Source organism: Prevotella pectinovora, from assembly GCF_041323955.1.
Taxonomy (GTDB): domain Bacteria; phylum Bacteroidota; class Bacteroidia; order Bacteroidales; family Bacteroidaceae; genus Prevotella; species Prevotella pectinovora.
On sequence record NZ_JBGLIV010000001.1, the window covers coordinates 492,004 to 511,180 of the forward strand.

Here is a 19,177-nt window from a genome sequence, read left to right on the forward strand (position 1 = left end):
TGTTTCATTTGTTTTCGATTGTTGCCAGTCTCTTGTTATTCAGCTGTCTTTATCCAGCGAGGGTCACCGGTCTTGTTTTCCAGCTGTGCCGAACCGCTGATGGTGAAGTCGCCGTTCTTGGCATCCTTGAAACCAGGGTCGGTTTCGAGACAGTTGCCAGTCACATCGTAGTTCTCAACGATACCACCGGTGCTTTCGAATTCTCCGTCAAACATATAGGTGTTGAATAGAGTCTTCACCACGTCGTATGACGATGCCGAGCGTCCACCCAGAATGCGTCGGATAACCTGCTTGTTTCCGCAGTCAACGAAGATGTTGCGCTCCACGTCGAAGTAAGAACACTTCTGTCCGTTGAATCCTCCATAGTTAGCCCACTGTCCAGTCTTTGCGATATTGTAGAAAGTGCAGTTCAGGAAGTTCACGTTGCTGTTGTTGTATCCGGCACGTGTGGCGCGTCCGCTGTTGTTGTATTGCACGAAGTATTTGCTGTCGCTGTCTCCAGTGTTCCATATCGTGGAGTTGCTCACTTGCAGCGTGTTGGCGAATCCGCCCTTGAAGTATATCACGGCGTTTCCGCTGACGTTTGTCTGGCTGCTCAGTGTGAGATGAGCCATGGTGTTGTTTATCACCACGCTCTCATAGCAGTATTTCTTGTTGCCGTCGTAAATGAGATTGTTGTTCACTCCCGTGATGTTGCATCCGTTGATGGTCAGTGCTCCGCGCACTATGTAGTAGTCGCCAGTGCCCTTGATGCTCTCGTCGGGAGTAGAGAGGCTTATCAGCGGGTCGAACGACTGCGATGCGTCGATGTCGAGGTTCTTCAGGGCAAAGATGGTGCCGGTCTTTATCGACACGTTGTCTGCCGTTAGCTTCAGCTTGGCATGGTTAGAGATGCTTGTAGTGCGCAGCGTCACCTGTTTGTTTCCGAAGTCTACGCTCTTCGACATCGTGTATTCTCCTCCTGGCTGAAGGTCGTAGCAGAGCATGGTGGTGAGTCCTTCGTCGGGCACTGCATTCTCTTCGAAATAAGTGGCGAGGTCGGTACCGTCAGGAATCACCTGATAGGTGGCGGTGAATGTGCTGAAAGCCTTTGTCACGGCTTCAGAACCTTTGTTGTTCAGTTTCTCGTTGTCGAGCACCGAGAGGGCTAACGTGTAGTTGGTGTCTTCGATGCGCTGTGCCGCAAATGTGATTCCGTCGATGAGTGTATCTTTCACCACCTCTCCGTTGTCCACGTTTGTCAGCACGGCATGATAGCCGCCGGCTCCCTCCACCACGGGCCACGCAATGATCTGTTGACTTCCGTCGGTGCTCGGCGTCACGCTGATCTGGTCGGCCGATGGTGCCACGAGCTGCGAATTCCTAACTCCACTGCCGAATTGCTCTCCCGTGAGGTCGTCTTGTGCACAAGACGCCATGGTGAGCGCTCCTCCTGCCAGACACATCATTCCGATGCTCTTGCAGTGTAGTGATAATTGTTTCGTTGTCATAAGGTATTTGTTTTTAAGCCTTAATTCCGCAACACTTTGATTTAACTTTATTTATAAGTACCTGAGCAACAAAAAGTTGCTCAGGATTTTGCCATGTCAGATTTTTCACCTATCTTAGTGTTGCAAATCAAAATATGTATCAAACCCGACAGACATGGCAAAGGTAGCAATAAAATCTGAGAAACTCTCTCCTTTTGGAGGTATTTTTCCAATAATGGAGCAATTTGATTCCAAGCTCTCATCTGTAATCGACTCAACCCTCGGTATGAGATGCAGGCTGTATGGTTATCAATACAGCGAAATCATCCGTTCGCTTATGAGCGTTTATTTCTGTGGCGGCTCATGCATCGAGGATGTCACCACTCATCTGATGTATCACCTCTCGCTTCATCCGACACTTCGCACATGCAGTGCCGACACGATTCTCAGAGCCATAAAGGAACTGACCCAGGATAACATTTCCTACACATCCGACACTGGCAAGACCTACGACTTCAACACGGCAGACAAGCTGAATACACTGCTCCTCAATTGCCTATTGTCCACAGGGCAGCTGAAAGAGGGCGAGGGGTATGACGTTGACTTCGACCACCAGTTCATAGAGGCTGAGAAGTATGATGCGAAGCCTACATACAAGAAGTTCCTTGGTTATCGCCCTGGCGTGGCAGTTATTGGCGACTTGATTGTCGGCATTGAGAACAGCGACGGCAACACAAATGTCCGTTTCCACCAGAAGGACACGCTGAAGAGGTTCTTTGAAAGGTTTGAACAGAACAAGCTTATTATCAACCGTTTCAGAGCTGATTGCGGCTCGTGTTCTGAAGAGATAGTGGAAGAGATTGCTAAACACTGCAAGACCTTCTATATCCGTGCCAACCGATGCAGTTCGCTCTACAATGACATCTTTGCCCTCAGAGGTTGGAAGAAAGTGAAATTGGGCGGTATTGAGTTTGAGCTGGCCTCCATTCTCATCGAGAAATGGAAAGGGAAGGCATACCGTCTTGTGATTCAAAGACAGAAGCGGATAGACGGCGAACTCGACCTGTGGGAAGGAGAATACACCTACCGCTGCATCCTTACAAATGACTACGAGTCTTCCGAGAAAGAGATTGTCGAATTCTATAACCTCCGTGGAGGGAAGGAACGCATCTTCGATGACATGAATAACGGATTCGGCTGGAACAGGCTTCCAAAATCCTTCATGGGAGAAAACACGGTGTTTCTTCTGCTTACGGCACTCATACGCAACTTCTATAAATTCATCATGGCGAGGCTTGACGTGAAGAGGTTCGGACTCAAAGCAACAAGCCGCATCAAGGCGTTTGTCTTCAAGTTCATCTCTGTGCCAGCAAAATGGGTCAGGACATCAAGGCAGTATGTGCTGAATATCTATTCATGCAACAACGCTTATGCTGATGTGTTCCAGAATGACTTTGGATAACACCGGCAACTTATGGTCGTGATTTTGCGTATTGCCTCAAGTCGTATGGTGGGGTAAGGGGCATTTATATGTCTTTATGGTGACATTCGATGCACTGTGCCCCCTTTTTACTAACGATGCAGATTATTTTCGCTTCTGTATCATATTAGGCGCGTAGTTGCGGATTTGAGGTTAAGTTGTTTTTGGTAGTCGAGTAGATGAAGGACAAGTAGACAAACTGGCCAGAAGACATGTATGTTCACATCGTCTGCTGAAAAATGTCAGTATAATACTTGCAAGTCCTTGATTAGCTTACAATTTGTTTTTTTTTGTTTGATAGATATGTTTTTTATTGTGGGGGAGGGTATGTATGTTCCCCTCCTCATCCTTTTTTGCTGTTAGCAATATTTAACCTTAAGTAAGGTTTGTAATGCAAAGTTAGTAAATGTTTCTTTACGAAAGAAATAAAAGTAAAATAAATATATGGGTAAGTGGTTTTTTTACACTCGACATGTCGCTTTGTGTAAAAAAACTATGATTTTGCAATCTACAAATGCTAAATTCCGATTGTTTGTCAATATAGTCTTATGTATTCATACGTGTTGCCCACGATGCTGAGATACCGCTCGAAATCCTCTCGCTTTATCACCACCGTTCCGCGGCAGTCGTTAGGGTGGAACGACAGGGAGTCTGCCTTCTGCAGATTCTCGTCAAGAAACAGATGCACGTGGTTTTCCGTGTCGTTTATCAGTCCGAAAGGCGACACGCTGCCTGGTTCCAGTCCCAGATACTTCATCATCCGTTCAGGAGAGGCGAACGAGAGTTTTCCGCATGAAGGCAGTCCGCGGCTCACGAGCGATTCCTTCAGCAGATGTTCCAGATCGTGTATGGCGAGGTCGTGGTCGCTGTCGAAACACACGAGATAATGCCTGTTTCCCTTGTGGTTGCGGAAGAAGAGATTCTTGCAGTGCACGCTGCCGTCATCCTTCCACCATTGTTTAGCCTCTTCGATGGTCTTTCCTTCGGGGTGGTTGTAGTTGGTGAATGGTATGTCATGTTCTCTGAGATAGTTCAATACTGTTTCTTCGCGTGTCATGATTCTAAAGTTTTTTGTCCCGTTTATTCACCGGAATGCATCAAGCTGGTGTCAATGTGCAAATATACTATTTATTTGTGTAGCCTGCAAATTTTTGATTCGCAATAGCCCGCTATTGCTCATTAAACCCAAATCGGCCATTAGGCCGTTCAATGGTAGTTTTTTACAACTGCTTGCAGTCTTTTGCTTTTTATAAGGTGCCTTTTGCCTGTTTTTAATTCGCAATAGCTCGCTATTACTCATTAAAAGACAAACAAAATCCACACTTCTAAAAATCCAAAATACAAGCAAGCCCTAATGACCGTTTTGGGTTAAAAGCCAACCCGAATCCACTTTTCTGAAATGCCCATATCCATGCAAGTCCTAATAACTGGTTTGGGTTTGGAAACCTGACATAATCCACTCTTGCAGAATAAACTCCAGACACGCTATAATGATTGATTCGGTCTTGATTCAAGTGTATTGATAGTGATGGGAAAACGGTCACGTCGCAACACCAATAGTCTCTGAATCGTTGAGACAGTCGGTGTTGCGGCGTGATGTGTATTGTACAGACTATGCAATTATCCAAAACCGGTAATTAGAACTTGCATTAATACCGTTTGGTGATTATTGTATTCCGAAGTCCATCTGCTGACGGTTCACCTCTTCGAGAGTGCGCTGGCGCTCCTCGTCGGTCATCTGTTGAGAGGCTGCCGCTGAGGCAGATGTCGTGCGGACGGTCTTGGCAGACGGTTCATCGGTGAAGCATTTCGGCATTTCGGCAGCCACACTCTCTATCGTCAACGTGGCTTCTGCAGGAGCGTACACACCAGAGAAGGCGCTGCGGGCATGGATGGTGATGCTGCCCGGTTTGTCGGTAGCCTGAACGAGAATAGGGGCGCTTCCCCATTCCACGGCACGAGGGTTGGCGAAAATCGTCTCATCACCGATGATGCGTCCTTCGCCCTCGATGCTGAACATGATATTGTCTTTTGCCAGACGCTTCACGTTGCCGTTGTCGTCGGTAATCTCTGCCACCACCACGATGAAGTCGCTGCCGTCAGCTGTCAGCTTTCTGCCCATCTCGTCGGCATAGAGACGGATTTTGGTGCTGCGGCGCGACGGCATCTTCTTTTCAGAACATACCACCTTGCCGTCTTTTATTCCTTCGGCAAGCAGACTCACCCGCTGCCAGTTGCGCTGCTTGTAGCTATATTCGCGTGCCTTCCAGAAATTCCAGAATCCCTTGAATACCACTGGTGCGCAAGGCTTGTCGCCGGCATCATGTACTACGGGCAGTGTGAGCACCTTGTCGCCCTCAAATTGTGTCAGTCTCACGCTGTCGCAGTTGGAGAACACCACCACGTCTTCGTCGGAGAACTGTGTCATCTCGTTCGCCACGAACACCATAGGCTCCTGTGTGCGGTCTTGTGAGCGGAACATCTCGAAGGCATATTTCTTCTGGCGGAAGGCGTCGTAGATACCGCCGAAGTATGGGTCGGGGTGGTAGCCGCGCTGATGGTCGAAGGGGTGCCACTGGCATCCGCCGATGAACTGGCGCTGGCCGTGGAACATCTCGCCGTAGGTGTCAGACAGAGAGAGGGCGGCGGTGAGCATTGGCTTCTCGCCCCATGAGCGGGCAGCACGGTTCAGACAGTTGTGTGCATACCAGTCGTCCACCATCTCTCCGAACTCACGGGTGAAGATGCATTTGTTTTCCGGTGTGCCCTCCTTGCCTATGTCGTCAGTCCATCCGTAGAGCACGTCGTAGTTGTCTTTCACTCCAGCCGAATTCATGTCGGCGGCGGCTACAGGACGACCAGGGTAGGGGAATTCCTCGTGTGTTATGTCGAGGGCTTTCAGTGCGAAATCCTCAGGATAACGTGTCTCGTTGAGAATCGGTTCCCACATCAGCACGCTCGTGTGGTTTCTGTCGCGACGGATTATCTGTCGGGTGTTCTCATGCACCAGTTCGCCGAACTTAGGGTCTTTGTTCCAATATTGCCATCCCGGAGTAGGTACGATGATGAAGAGTCCCAGCTCGTCGCAGGCATCCATGAATGCCGGGTCTTGAGGATAGTGGGCAGCGCGGATTATCGTCATTCCTGCATCCTTGAGTCTCTTGGCGTCACGCCATTGCTGACTGTTAGGCACCGCATTTCCCACGTAGGCGAAATCCTGGTGGCGGTTGCCGCCGATGAGCTGATGATAAGGTTTGCCGTTGAGCCAGAAACCATCTTTGCCGCAGAATTCCGCATTGCGTATTCCCATGTGCAGGATGCCGCCGTCTACTGTCTTTCCGCCGTTCACCACGCTTATCTCCACATCATACAGATATGGCGACTCAGGGCTCCAGAGATGAGGCGTCCGGAGTGTGGTGTGTGGCGTTGCCGTGGTTGCAGATTTTGGAGCAACAGAGATTTTCTGTTTCATGGTGGCCACCACCTTGCCTCCCTTGTCCTTTATCCTTACTATTACGGTAGGTGACGCAGTGGCAGTCGACTTATTGCCCACCTCCACGTTTACAAACACGTCGGCCTTCTTTTCCGAGATGTTGTCGAAGTGGAGAAATGCTCCGCCTCCGGCAACGCTGTTCTGCTCATTGGCATCGGTAATGGCAATCGGCGATTTGCCGATGAGCCAAACGTCGCGGTACATTCCGCCGTGGTAGCAGAAGTCCAGGGCCGCCTGTTTCTTGCCCGGCGGATAATTCTTGTCGTCGCTGTTGTCGGCTTTCACGGCGATGATGCACTCGTCGCCGGCCTTCACTCCGCATTGTGTCAGATTTATGATTATGGGCATATAGCCGCCGAGGTGGGATGTGGCGAGTTTGCCGTTCACGTAGATTTCCTGTTTGCCCATTATGGCTTCGAAATACAGTGTAGCATCCTTTCCCTGCATGTCTTTCGGCATCCGGAAGCGTTTGCGATACCATGCTACGCCCTGATAGTTTCTGCCGCCGCTCGCCTCAGATGGTTCGAGCCGGACGGTGTGTGGGGCGCATACCACTTCCCATTTGGAGTCGTTGAATGCGGTTGCCTCCGCTCCCTTGGCGTCGCCCAGATGGAAGCGCCAGCCTTGGTTGAAGTTATACACTATGCGTCCGCTGCCGTTGAGCGGAAAGAATCCCGCTACGGAGGTCTTGCCTTCTGTCGGTGTGGCGTTCATGCTGGCTGCATTCATTGTCAGCAGCATGAGGAGTATGGATAGTAGATGTTTCATTGGGCATTGAAGTTTGTTGTCAAATTTTCAACTTGTTTGTTTTTCAACGAGTCAAGTTATTTGACCTGTTTACTTTTCAACTTTTCTATTCGTTTACTTGTCAGTCCTCACCTCCACATGTTTTATCCTCTGTCTGCGCCATGTGTAGATGCAGTGGATATGTCCGTCGGAGGTCTGGATTATCGAGGGATATGAATACTGGCTGATTGGCGAGTCTTCGAGCGTCATCCAATGATGCCAGCTTTCGCCGTCGCTGCTTGTCATCAGCGAGAGCGGAGTGCGCAGTCCCTTGCCATTCTTTATTCCGTTGGGAATAGGCTTGTCGTTGCAGATGAGCACGTGGTTGCCGTCGGAAAGCGTCACGGCATCAAGTCCGCTGTTGTTGTTTGGCGTGTCGATGAGTTTGAGCTTCGACCATGTCTTGCCGTTGTCCTCGCTGTATGTTATGCCTATATGTTCGCTGCGTGTGCGTGCCAGAGCCGCCAGCCTGCCGTCTTTCAGCGAGATGATGCTCGGCTGTATGGCGAGGTCCTTCAGTTTCTTCTTTCCCTCAATGGTGATACTGTCAGCTTCTACGTAGTCCGTGCGCTGCCATGTCTTTCCCATGTCGTCGGAGTATTCGAAGTATAGTCTCCATCCGTTGCTCTCTATGCTCGACGGAGCAATCAGTCTGCCGCGGCTCATCACCGGCTTGTTCTTCACCGGCCCGAGAAAGTCTTTCTGCAGCGGTTCACGCTTCGACCACGTCTTTCCGCCGTCTTTCGATCTCACCATCCATCCGGACCAGTCGCTCACGTTGCTGCCGATCTTGAAATATATCACGAGGTCGCCTTGTGGAATCTGGTATACCACCGGGTTCCAGCATGCCTTGCGCAGTGTGTCGTTGATGATGCCGTCTGCCACCATCTGTGGCTTTGTCCATTCCTTGCTGCCTTTCACCTTGCGGCTTACCCATATACAGACGTCGGGGTTGCGCTCCTTTGTTCCTCCGAAGTAGGTTGCCACGAGGTCACCCTTTGTCGTCTCTGCGATGGTAGCCGAATGGCATTCCGGGAATGTAGCCTTGGTGTAGAGAAATTCGTCAGTCACGATACTGCTGTCTCTCATTGGCAGTTTCTCGGTGAACGAGTATTTTCCCGATCCCGTTTCCCTTGTCGTGCCGTCGGGCATGTGTAGTGTCGCAGTGGTGTTGGCAGGAATTTCCACTTGCCAGTGCAGCATTCCGTTCTGCTTTTTCCATTTGCTCTGGATGTTGCCGTAGATGCTCTTGTATGACGTGCTGATGTCGTCGATTTCGTCAACGCTGAAGTCCGGTTTCAGTATGATATGCTTGTAGCCCGGGTTGTCTGGGTCGCTGTTTATTCCTCCGAGGTCTTGGTATATCCACGACACGAGGTCGCCGAGCAGCATCACATGGTTTCCGCTGTTCATCTTCGGACTTGCCGTGTTGCCGTTCCATAGCTCCCAAGTCGTTGTCGCGCCGTTTTCTGCCATGTATCCCCAACTCGGGTATGCCTTGTTTGTGGCGAGCAGCCATGCCACGTCTGTGCGTCCCATGTCGCTGAGCGTATGCATTATCCATTGCACTCCGATGACGCCACACGGTATCCTGCCCTTGTTCAGGGTGATGATGTTTTTCAGGATGTTCTTCTCCACCTCAGTCTTCACATACGGGTCGTCGGTCATTCCGAAAGCGAGCGGCAGCAGGTTGGCTGTGCAGGTGTTGTTGCCGTAGAATGTGCTGTCGGGATACAGCAGTCCGCCGTAAGCCTCATGGGTATCTTTCTTTATAGTAAGGAATTTTCTGTTGAAAGCCGTCTTCACCTCTTCCGCCTTCTTGGCGAAAGCCTGTGCATCGTCGCTTTTGCCCAGGATGCCGGCAAAGCGTTCCATCATCCTGTTCAGCCTATAGTAGTATGCTGTGGCTATGAGGGTCCCGTCGGTGGTACGGTTTGTGTCTTTGCTGTGTATCATCTTGATGTCTTCTGGCGGTACACACCAGTCACCATATTTGTCACGAGGCATCAGTCCGTCTTTCTCATATTGGTAGCCCATGTGGGTTATCCATTTTTTTGCGGCTGGATAATATCTGCTGATAGCCGACAGGTCGCCGAACTGGTCATACTGCATCTCCATGGAGAAAGGCAGTGCTGCCGGCCATGTGATGTTGTCGGAGTAGTAGTTCCAGTATGCCGGTGCCACATCGGGTATGCATCCGTCTTCTCGCTGGGCTTCAGTGATGTCGCGGTCCCATTTGTTGTAGAGCAGGTTGTTGTCGAAGATAAACGATTCTCCCAGACAGCCCCTTGTCCTGTCGCCGAGCCACGGCTGTCTCTCGTCGCGCTGCGGACAGTCAACGGGCATTCCCTTGTAGTTGGCGAGTATTCCCCATTCCGCATTGTGGTAAACCTTGTTGAGAATGGTGTCTGAACAGGTGAACGTACCGGTCTTTTCCATCTCGTCGCTCACCACCTCACCTATGAAATCCTCCTTCTTCGGACTTCTCAGTCCGGTAATCTCAGCATAGCGGAACCCATGGTATACGAATGTCGGGTTCCACCATTTTCCTTTCTCAGTGCCGTCAGCCACGTAGCAGTCCGTCGTCAGCGCATGGCGCAGGTTCTCGCGGTAGAGTCTGCCGTCGGGAGTCAGTGTTTCGGCAAAGCGTATCTTTATGGAGTCGCCGCTTGCAGTATTCTCTACCCTCATCTTGAGCCATCCTGCGATATTCTGTCCGAGGTCTATTATCGCCGTGTCGCCATGCATGGTGATAGTCTGTGCCGGCATCTGCTTCATCACCTTCATGTTTGGACTCATAGCTCCGCGCAGCGTGCCGGTGGGGATAGCGGTGCGTTCGGCGTTCTCCCATTTTGAGTCGTCGTAGCCAGCCGTTGTCCATCCCTTGAACTCCTTTCGTGCGTCGTAAATCTCGCCGTCGTATTCGTTGTTGGAGCGTATTGCGCCGTCAGCGTTGAGCTTCCATTTCGTGTCGGTTGAAATGGTCTTCTTCGTGCCGTCGGCAAATTCAATGATTATGTTGGCGCGCAGCTTCGGGTATCCGAAGTTCGTTATCTTGTAAGGCTTCTTTTTCTGCTGCATGGTGTAGTATCGTCCGTTGCCCAGTGCCACGGCAATGGCATTTTCTGACTGCATCATGTCGGTAACGTCGAATGCGTTGTAAACGACCGTCTTTCGGTAGTCTGTCGGTGCCGGAGCCAATACCTGTTCGCCCACTTTCTTCCCGTTGATAAACGCCTCATACATTCCCAGTCCGCTGATGTATAGCGTAGCTTTCCTCACGGGTTTGTCCAGAGAGAATTCCCGTCTGAGATATCTCGACGACAGTTTGCTGTGAAGCTCCTCTTTGTCCCACGGTTTGGCGGCGTCGAAACCGATCCATTGTCCGCTCCAGTCGGATTCAGAAATCAGTCCCACATTCCACATCGCCACGTCGCTCCATTCAGAGTCGCCTTGTGTCGTCTCCACTTTCACTCGCCAGTAGCAGGTAGTATTGCTGCGCACTGGTTTTCCGGCATATTCCACCCATTGCGATTGGTCGCTGTCAGCCGTGGTGTCCCACAGGTCGCCGATGCCTTGCATTGCGTTGTCTTTTGATGAAGCCACGATGATGTGGTATCTTCTTTGTCTCACATCGTTCTTGTCTGCCGTGATTCGCCATCCCAGGCGAGGCGTTGTCGTGCCGATGCTCATAGGCGATACCATGCGTTCAGTCCTCAGGTCAACTACCTTTATCCCTGTCGCTTTCTTTCTCGCCGTAGTCTTCTTTCTTGTTGTCGTTTTTTGGCTTGCTGACATCATTTTGCTTGCCGATGCCATTTCTCTTGCTGTCGCTTCGCTGCCGATGACAAAGAGTGCCAAAGCCACTGTCATTATAGTCTTATTCATATCTTCTGTTGTTTCTTAGCAGTGAATGTTTCATTGCGTTTAACCCCAATTGGTCATTAGGGCTTGCATGGATTTTGCTTTTTGGGGGCGAGTGAATTTTGTTTGGCTTTTATGAGAAATAGCGGACTATTGCCAATTAAAAACAAGCAAAAGGTGCCTTATAAAAAACAGAATACTGCAAGCTGTCATGTAATACTACATTATAATGACCGTTTTGGGTTTAAGACGTTGTGAAATGGCTTTTGTAACCTGTCCCTGTTTTTTGCGGTTGCAGCATCGGGTTCTAAAAAAACAAAAGACTGCAAGCAGTTGTAAAATATTTCGGCGCATATTACAGCAGTCGCTACAAAACTTGTGTGGTGCTGGGTCTGTTGGTCTTCCTCTTTATTCTGTTCTACTGGTTCATTATACCCAAATTCCAGGGATGACCACCCTCATAAAACAACTCGGCGCAGCCCTCATGACGAGAGTTGCGCCGATGGTGTTTTATTGTATTTCAATAATCAACCCAAGGTTAAGAGTGTTTGAAACCTTTTCCAAGAACTCTTTCTTCATGCGGTTATTGCTGTGCGTAATGAGAAGCCAGCCATCTCCGAGGTCTTTCTGACTGCGTCCATACTTGGCATCCCTACGGTTAGAGATAACTGGCACCTTACAGAACTTCAGGTTCTTCTCTTCTACTACCTGTCGCACTCGCGCCACGCCAATTTTCTTAACCACTTGTACAAATGTGTCTGTCGCTTTCTTGCTGGCAATAATCGTTCCGTCGGGGAATGTTACGGACAAGTCTGTAGCAGGCCCTCGTTCAACCTTTTCTTCGGTGTGTGCAGTACGTTCCGTATGCTTCACTTCCGGGTCAAGAACAATCTCTTTTGCGTCGGGCAGTTCTGCCGTAAAGTTACGCTTGCGGCTGAGGTGTACGCTGAGCGGTTGCCCTGGCACATAGTCCACCACCAACACCAACTCGCGCTGCACAGGCTTCAATGCAGGTTCAATGGTCTTGGTCAACACCGGAAGTATCTCCTTCTTGATGATTTCTTCCTCAAGTTCGCTGGCCTTACGCTCCAAGTCTTCACCCACAGGAAGCCCTTCTTTGCGCAGGGTTTCCATTGCCTCGTATAATTTATTAAGTCGTGACATATCTTTGTTATTTTGACTTGTGACTTAGTCATTTTCTGACTTAGTCGCTACATACTTTTGCAGTCTGCTTTGTGGCTTATCTGGTATGGTCATAGCCAATTCCCCACTTTCCACAAGAGGATTGATATAGGTCTTCTTTATGTATGTAAGATGTTTTAATCCAATGTGTTCTGCAATTTCTGCCATCTTCTTCGGTGTAATGCAGAATTCTAATATTGCATTTTTAATTGCTTCTGGACTATCCAATGACTTAGTCACTGACTTAGTCACTGACTTAGTCACTTTCGCGTTTTTGACTAAGTTCTCGTCAGTGGACAATCCTACCACAACCTCAAAGGCAGTTATCTTATTGACATTGAACTGTGGTTCGGGGTTGCCATTCTCGCGTAGCGCATCGGTGACACGCTGAATGCCACGGTTGAACATGTTCACATACTTCATGTAACGCATAGCTTCGGCTATGATGGGGTTGCGATAGTCGTTCACATTCGGGAAGTTCTCAGGCCGGGCATCACCATATAATCCGCCGGCGTTGAGAATCTCTATGCGGTCTTCATACTGATATAGCCTTATAGGTGTGTTCGACTGGTAATCGCGGTGCATGCAGGCATTCATAAGCAACTCGCGTAGAGCGAAGAAAGGATAGTTGTAGACCGTCTTCTCACGTAGTATGCTCACTGGAACAGGACGCGCTGTTATGATGGCATCGCGCACAAAACTCTCCAACTGCGGCAGCATCTGGCATAGCGAGCCATGTAACTGACGCTCGTTCAGAATCTCGCTACCTCTGTCAGTGCCAGCGAAACGCACGTATTGCAAGTATGCGCCTGGCATGAAAAACTTGGGATTGCGTCCAAACAGCACGAGTGCCGCGTAGGTGGGGCAGTTGTGTGTTGGGTCGTAGAGATGCAGCGAGGCCAGTTGTTCTGTGATATCGCGTTGGTCGGAAGCCAACAACTCTGCATCAAACACAGTCGAGAGATACTCCTCTTTTATGTACTTGGTGTCAATGTCATCCATCTTGGCAGTGAAACAAGGCGTGGCATCGAATGTGGCCATATATGATGTGCGCCTCTCTGTAAGTATGCGTTCTTCTGCCTCTGTAGCAATGTCGCGACGCGGACCGATGCGTATGAATGTGCGGCCTCGGTAGCGTACGGGTGGTGCAAGCGAAGGCGTGACCTCTGCCACCAGCAAGTCACCTTCAGGGAAGTGGAATACTTCTACCGACATTACAGGTAGCGGCAGGATATTACCATCGGAGCGTATGCCCGAAATCTTCTTCATCAGGTTGTCATCGACCTTCAGCCCCGACAACTTGCCGTTGTCATGAGCACCAATTATCAGATAACCGTTCTTCTTACTGCCAGGCAAGTCGTTGGAGAAAGCACATATAGCCTCTTGAAACTTGTCCATATCGCCGGTAGATACGGTGCGCTCCACGCGAAATGTTTCCGTGGACATGAGCAGCTGTTGAAGTTCTTCTTTCGTTATCATAGCAATTTGGTATTTTGCTGCAAAGATATTAAATTATTGACTAAAAAATAAACAATCAAGAAAAAAATGATTTACGGATACATCAGAGTGAGCAGCGACAAACAGACGGTGGAGAACCAACGTTTTGAGATTAGTAAGTTTTGTACATCACACAACATTGCCATTGATGGATGGATAGAAGAAACTATCAGTGGAACCAAGTCATATAACAAGCGTGAGTTGGGTAAACTTCTCAATCGCATTGAGAAAGATGACCTAATCATCTGCGCAGAACTTTCGCGCTTAGGCCGCAACCTATTTATGATTATGGAGATTTTGAATATCTGCATGACAAAGGAGGCTAAAGTCTGGACTATCAAAGACAACTACCGACTTGGCGATGACATTCAAAGCAAGGTGTTAGCCTTCGCCTTCGGGCTGTCGGCAGAGATAGAGCGCAACCTCATCAGCCAGCGTACTAAAGAGGCCTTGGCAAGAAAGAAAGCAGAGGGTATTGTACTTGGACGACCCAAAGGACGAAAAACCACGCCAACCGTACGCAAACTATATCCTAAGGATCGACTAATTCGTGAGCTGTTACTTAATGGTACATCAAAAAGACAAATTGCCAAGATATGCCATGTTGACCGCAATACACTCGATCGCTATATTCATGACTTCATTGAAACAAACAATTGAGCGTTTTCGTGCAGCAACACCACTCTGTCTGCTCCTTCACCTCGTCGGACTCGTGGGTTATCCTCTCCGAAATCGAGCAGAGCATCAAGCGCAAGATTGAGGCTGTGGGTACACCACTCAAGGAGTGGGATATAAATATCTATCGCGGTGTTCTCACTGGGTATAACGAGGCTTTCATTATCTCTACAGAAAAGAGGAATGAGATATTGGAAAATTGTCAGACAGAAGATGAACGAAAGAGAACAGAGGAGTTAATTCGACCGATTCTTCGTGGCCGTGACATCAAACGCTACGGATATGACTGGGCAGGACTATGGTTAATCAATACTCATAATGGGGTAAAAGGGGTAATGCCACGCATAAAGATTGAAGATTATCCCGCAGTAAAGCGTCATCTTGACCAATATTGGGATAAAATTAAGAAGAGAGCAGATCAAGGAGATACCCCATATAACCTGCGAAACTGCGCTTATGTGGACGATTTTAATAGGCCAAAAGTTATCTATCCAAACATGACTAAATACATGCCTTTTGTTTACGATGATAAAGGGTATGTAACCAACCAAAAGTGCTTTATTATTACTGGTACTTACATCGCTTTTCTTACAGCTTTTTTAAATTCTTCTCTATTCAAGTATTGCTTTCGTGACTCTTTTCCTGAGTTGCAAGGTGGCACACGTGAGATGAGTAAAATCTTCTTTGATAAAATACCAGTTGTTAAGGTTGACAATTCTACTGAAAAAATATTTGAACGGCTGATAGAAAACATTCAACAGAACTATACAAAAGAAAAAGCCATTAGTATTGACCAACGGCTCTTTGATTTGTATAATCTTACAGATGAGGAACGTAGCGCTATTGGATTTGTAGAGATTCGATGAACTCTATTTCGTTTTTGGACAAATGATATGCATCGTAGATATTATTGTTTTTATCACTCGGAATAGGAATTCTCAAAACATAAATTGAAAACATTCTTACAGCAGCAGTTCCAAGTTGCACAGATAAAGTACGGTAGTACCAATCTATGATAGACGAATTGAGATACATCTGCAGATATCTTAATGTCACTTCATCGCGGCACGAAATAAAATACGTGGTATTATTACAGAACATTGTTTTTTCACAGTATGCAAAACATAGTTGCTGACTGATATCTGCATAAAACAATTTTGGCTTATTAAAATCGTCCCAATAGCTGATACTGTCTTGTGTCTCAAACCACTTGTTGTTAGTCTTTTTACGGGCTTTTATCTTCTCGCCATTTACGATATGAATCTTTCCAGTCTGTTCCAAACGCTCAATACCAAAAGAAAGGAGATAGTTCTTTACCGCTGGGTATTTTTCTATGTCATAATGACGAGATGGGAAAGTGGCGATGAGATACAGTCCTGCCCAGTCATATCCGTAGCGTTTGATGTCACGGCCACGAAGAATCGGTCGAATTAACTCCTCTGTTCTCTTTCGTTCATCTTCTGTCTGACAATTTTCCAATATCTCATTCCTCTTTTCTGTAGAGATAATGAAAGCCTCGTTATACCCAGTGAGAACACCGCGATAGATATTTATATCCCACTCCTTGAGTGGTGTACCCACAGCCTCAATCTTGCGCTTGATGCTCTGCTCGATTTCGGAGAGGATAACCCACGAGTCCGACGAGGTGAAGGAGCAGACAGAGTGGTGTTGCTGCACGAAAACGCTCAAATTTTCGATGCAACTGCGAGGCTGTTTCGCTGTTACGGCGCAAATAGTTTGCCCCATGTTTTGCTGACGTGAGAACAGCAGAATGTTTACATCTACGGTGGCCGACTCAAATATCTTTAGACCACTAAAATCTATGAGTAGTTCAGGGTTGGTGCTCTCTGAAAGGAAAGCACGCAGTTTTTCACCATAGCCTGCCCGCATCCACTTGTTTGACGTGATGAAACACAGTGAACCGCCCTCTGAGAGCATTTCCCAGCCATGCTCATAGAATAGGCAATAAATGTCACCTGTTCTTGCAAAGGATTTATAGTTAGCTCCTTCATACAATGCTGCCAATTCGCCACCATTACTTTGCAATTGAATATACGGCGGATTGCCAATCACCATATCAAACCCATCGGTGACACCGAACATCCAGTCGGCGTCGAAGAATGGTGATGAGAGATTTTGGTCGTAGGGATTCCAGTCGGTAAGTTGCTTGGCGAGGCGCATGGCTTTGTCGCGACCGCTGTTGAGCGAATCTTGCAAACGCTTGATTTCGCGATTTATATAGCTGATACGCTGATTGATGGCCTTAATCTTGTTCTGCTTGGGAGAAAATGATACGACTTCCTCTTTTTCGCCGAACAAATCCTGAGTGACAGCCTGGGTTATCACTTCATCAGACATTCGCTCGGCTATCTTCATTTCCTCTGCACATTTTGCGAGACCTGCCCTATGGCGAGCAATCTTTTCTTCCGTGCCGCGGGTATAGCAGTCACCCGTAGAGAGCATAATCTGGTCGCGGATGGTCTTATCTTTTGTCAGCAAACGCTTTTTCACATGGCTGTTCGTAACCACGAAGAGTTCGTGGCGCACACCTTTCAGTTCCTGTATGAGTTTGATGATGTCATCGTTGGCAAACAGTTCGCGTGTCTCACTGATGTTCTCCAGTTTCACCAACGTATTGGCGCAGACGAACTTCATCTCCAAGTTGGGCAACGGATGGATGCCGTAGTTATCGGCAGCATCATCAGTGGGTTGCTGTTCGCACACCAGAGATATGAAGAAACGCAGGCGGCTTATCTGTACAGCGATGGACTGCAAGTCCACGCCATAGATGCAGTTTTCAATGAGATAGAGTTTGCGGGCATAGTCAGGATAATCTACAGAGAGAGCAAATACTTTTTCTCGCTCTGCCTGGCGCTCTGCCTTTTCCTCATCGCTCATGGTGTCGATGGTGTTCTCGTAACGTATGGCGTTGTCAATGATCACCTCTTCCCAGATGCTGTTATCGCTATCTACGCGCGACAGCAGGTGCGCCATTTGCTGGAGCATACCCATAGGGAATGCACCTGAGCCGCAGGCAGGGTCGAGCACCTTGCAGCGGAAGATGGCATCTACCAACCTGCGAGTTTGCTCGCGGTCAAGAGGATTTGCGGCATCGTCGTCGGTGTAGCTCAGAAGCGAGCGCAGCGTGTCCTCGCTCACACCATCAACTTGTTTCTTCAGATAGGCTATGAGCGATTCGTCCACCATATACTGCACGATGGGACGCGGAGTGTAATAAGAGCCAGTAGACTTGCGTACAGTTTCTTTTGTCTCAGGATTATATGCAGCCAGCAGATTCTCGAAAACCTTACCCAAAAGTTCAGGGTCGAGAGCCACATCCACATCGAGCGGCGTATTTTCTTCAACCGTGAAAGTGTATTTACTCAGAATATTGATGATACCAGACACCTTGACCGATGACGCGGTAGCCCTGCCATATTCTTCACTGAGGTCGATGTAGACATCTTCGGCAAAGAACAGATAGTTAGGCACAAATGCTTGCTTCTGTGGCTTTTTGCTGTCACTGAAACCATCCCAGTTGTAAACGTGGCCGTTCTGCTCCTTGTTGTCGAGACATTCAAAGAGGCTGTTGTTCATGAATGGCACTGGGTGCAGCAATTCAATAAACTCTTCTTTGCTTACCTGCAAATCAGAGGCATGGCGCATGAATGTTTTGACATCGTGTTTGCCCTTGTTGCGGTTCATGACAAACTCGTCGGACATAAACTCGCGTTCCTCAATCTTCTTGTTGAGAGTGGCAAAGAACAGGTTCTGGAGCACAGCGCGATAGTAGGTCGATGAGTTGAGGTCTTCGGGCTTGAAGTTCTTCAACAGACGAGCCAGGCTATCACGCTTGAAGAGTTCCTTGGGAACGAGACCTTTCTGGCGCAAGAACCAAACGAAGATAAGGCGGGTGATGAGACGGATGATATTTTGCGGATTATATTTGTCATCGTCGGAGTCGCTCGCAACATCGTTGGGGAAGGATACGCGGCACTCAGGCTTAAGCGCCCAGAAGTACCAGTTCTGCAGCTCTTCATAGAACTGATTGGTGAGTACATCATTATCAAACACACCGAGCCACTTTTGATAGACGCCCTCAAAAGATTTATCTTTCTTTTCAAGGCGCATATCTTCGAGAATGCGAATGTGTCCAGTGTGAGTCTTCTGCGGATTGATACCACGGAGTATGTTCACACGTCCCACTTTCTCGCCAGTATGTCCGGCTTGCAGATAGGCGGTGCGTTCACAGAGCGAAAGTGCAAAGCGCACCTCGCCATCATCGTAGTAACGGAACACAACAACCACAGGCGCAGCCTTGGAGGCACGGTTCAGGGCACGAGTCAGCGTTGCCATCTCTGTGCGGCAGAGTTTGGTATCCTCGTGCAGGTCAACGGCAAAGACAAGCATTTGGTTGTATTTGCCGATGTTCTCTTTCACCTCGTCAAGTGTCTCGTCCTGCTCCTCGTCGCTAAAAGTGCGGTCGGAGATAGAGCACACGAGATAACTCTCACGTATCTTACGGCATATTTCTTGCACCGCCTTTGTGGGCTGTTCCGCAAGGTCGGTGATAGCCACCTGTTCTTCTGTGATGATGTCGGTGGCGATGCCAAGATAGTGAAGTAAGCCAACCGTGGCCTTTTGTATGTTTTCGGCAGTGAACCGATTCAGTATTTGATAGTCACCCATTGTTTTGTATTCGATATGAACGTGTACGCAGCGTACACTATA

At 48.5% G+C, this 19,177-nt stretch carries 10 protein-coding genes; 3 read left to right on the forward strand and 7 right to left on the reverse strand.

The features are described from left to right. Window positions 1-35: 35 nt before the first annotated feature. Complete coding sequence (locus tag ACDC99_RS01895; protein ID WP_370755605.1) at window positions 36-1,490, reverse strand: DUF4992 family lipoprotein; 1,455 nt, start codon at window positions 1,488-1,490, stop codon at window positions 36-38. 154 nt (window positions 1,491-1,644) lie between these two features. On the opposite strand from ACDC99_RS01895, the gene ACDC99_RS01900 reads away from it, so the two are divergent. Then, the gene (locus ACDC99_RS01900; RefSeq protein ID WP_346712761.1) at window positions 1,645-2,931 is read left to right on the forward strand and encodes an IS1380-like element ISBf11 family transposase; all 1,287 of its coding nucleotides are present in this window, start codon (window positions 1,645-1,647) and stop codon (window positions 2,929-2,931) included. A 553-nt stretch (window positions 2,932-3,484) separates the two neighbouring features. Here ACDC99_RS01900 and ACDC99_RS01905 read toward each other — a convergent pair. The 5 genes from ACDC99_RS01905 to ACDC99_RS01925 all read right to left on the reverse strand — a co-directional run bounded on the left by ACDC99_RS01905 (window position 3,485) and on the right by ACDC99_RS01925 (window position 13,753). Further along, window positions 3,485-4,006 carry a prolyl-tRNA synthetase associated domain-containing protein gene (locus ACDC99_RS01905; protein ID WP_022317011.1) on the reverse strand — a complete coding sequence of 174 codons (522 nt, stop codon included), beginning with the start codon at window positions 4,004-4,006 and terminating at the stop codon, window positions 3,485-3,487. Window positions 4,007-4,615: 609 nt separating this feature from the next. Next, the gene (locus tag ACDC99_RS01910) at window positions 4,616-7,210 is read right to left on the reverse strand and encodes a glycoside hydrolase family 2 protein (protein ID WP_370755607.1); all 2,595 of its coding nucleotides are present in this window, start codon (window positions 7,208-7,210) and stop codon (window positions 4,616-4,618) included. A 93-nt stretch (window positions 7,211-7,303) separates the two neighbouring features. Next, window positions 7,304-11,116 (reverse strand): family 78 glycoside hydrolase catalytic domain, encoded by a 3,813-nt coding sequence (locus tag ACDC99_RS01915; RefSeq protein ID WP_370755609.1) that lies wholly within the window; start codon window positions 11,114-11,116, stop codon window positions 7,304-7,306. A 486-nt stretch (window positions 11,117-11,602) separates the two neighbouring features. Then, entirely contained in the window at window positions 11,603-12,256 is a 654-nt protein-coding gene (locus tag ACDC99_RS01920; RefSeq protein ID WP_288762730.1) for a protein kinase family protein, read from the reverse strand. A gap of 24 nt (window positions 12,257-12,280) precedes the next feature. Then, window positions 12,281-13,753, reverse strand: a complete 1,473-nt coding sequence (locus ACDC99_RS01925) for an ATP-binding protein (RefSeq protein ID WP_370755611.1) — start codon at window positions 13,751-13,753, stop codon at window positions 12,281-12,283. A 66-nt stretch (window positions 13,754-13,819) separates the two neighbouring features. Here ACDC99_RS01925 and ACDC99_RS01930 point away from each other — a divergent pair, with 66 nt between their 5' ends. Together ACDC99_RS01930 and ACDC99_RS01935 are read left to right on the forward strand one after the other, a co-directional pair. Beyond that, window positions 13,820-14,431, forward strand: a complete 612-nt coding sequence (locus tag ACDC99_RS01930; protein ID WP_302749402.1) for a master DNA invertase Mpi family serine-type recombinase — start codon at window positions 13,820-13,822, stop codon at window positions 14,429-14,431. Between the two features lie 104 nt (window positions 14,432-14,535). Next, complete coding sequence (locus tag ACDC99_RS01935; RefSeq protein WP_370755613.1) at window positions 14,536-15,312, forward strand: TaqI-like C-terminal specificity domain-containing protein; 777 nt, start codon at window positions 14,536-14,538, stop codon at window positions 15,310-15,312. On the opposite strand, the gene ACDC99_RS01940 is transcribed toward ACDC99_RS01935, so the two are convergent. Then, window positions 15,287-19,135 carry an Eco57I restriction-modification methylase domain-containing protein gene (locus ACDC99_RS01940; RefSeq protein ID WP_370755615.1) on the reverse strand — a complete coding sequence of 1,283 codons (3,849 nt, stop codon included), beginning with the start codon at window positions 19,133-19,135 and terminating at the stop codon, window positions 15,287-15,289. The genes ACDC99_RS01935 and ACDC99_RS01940 overlap by 26 nt on opposite strands. Between the last annotated feature and the right edge of the window lie 42 nt (window positions 19,136-19,177).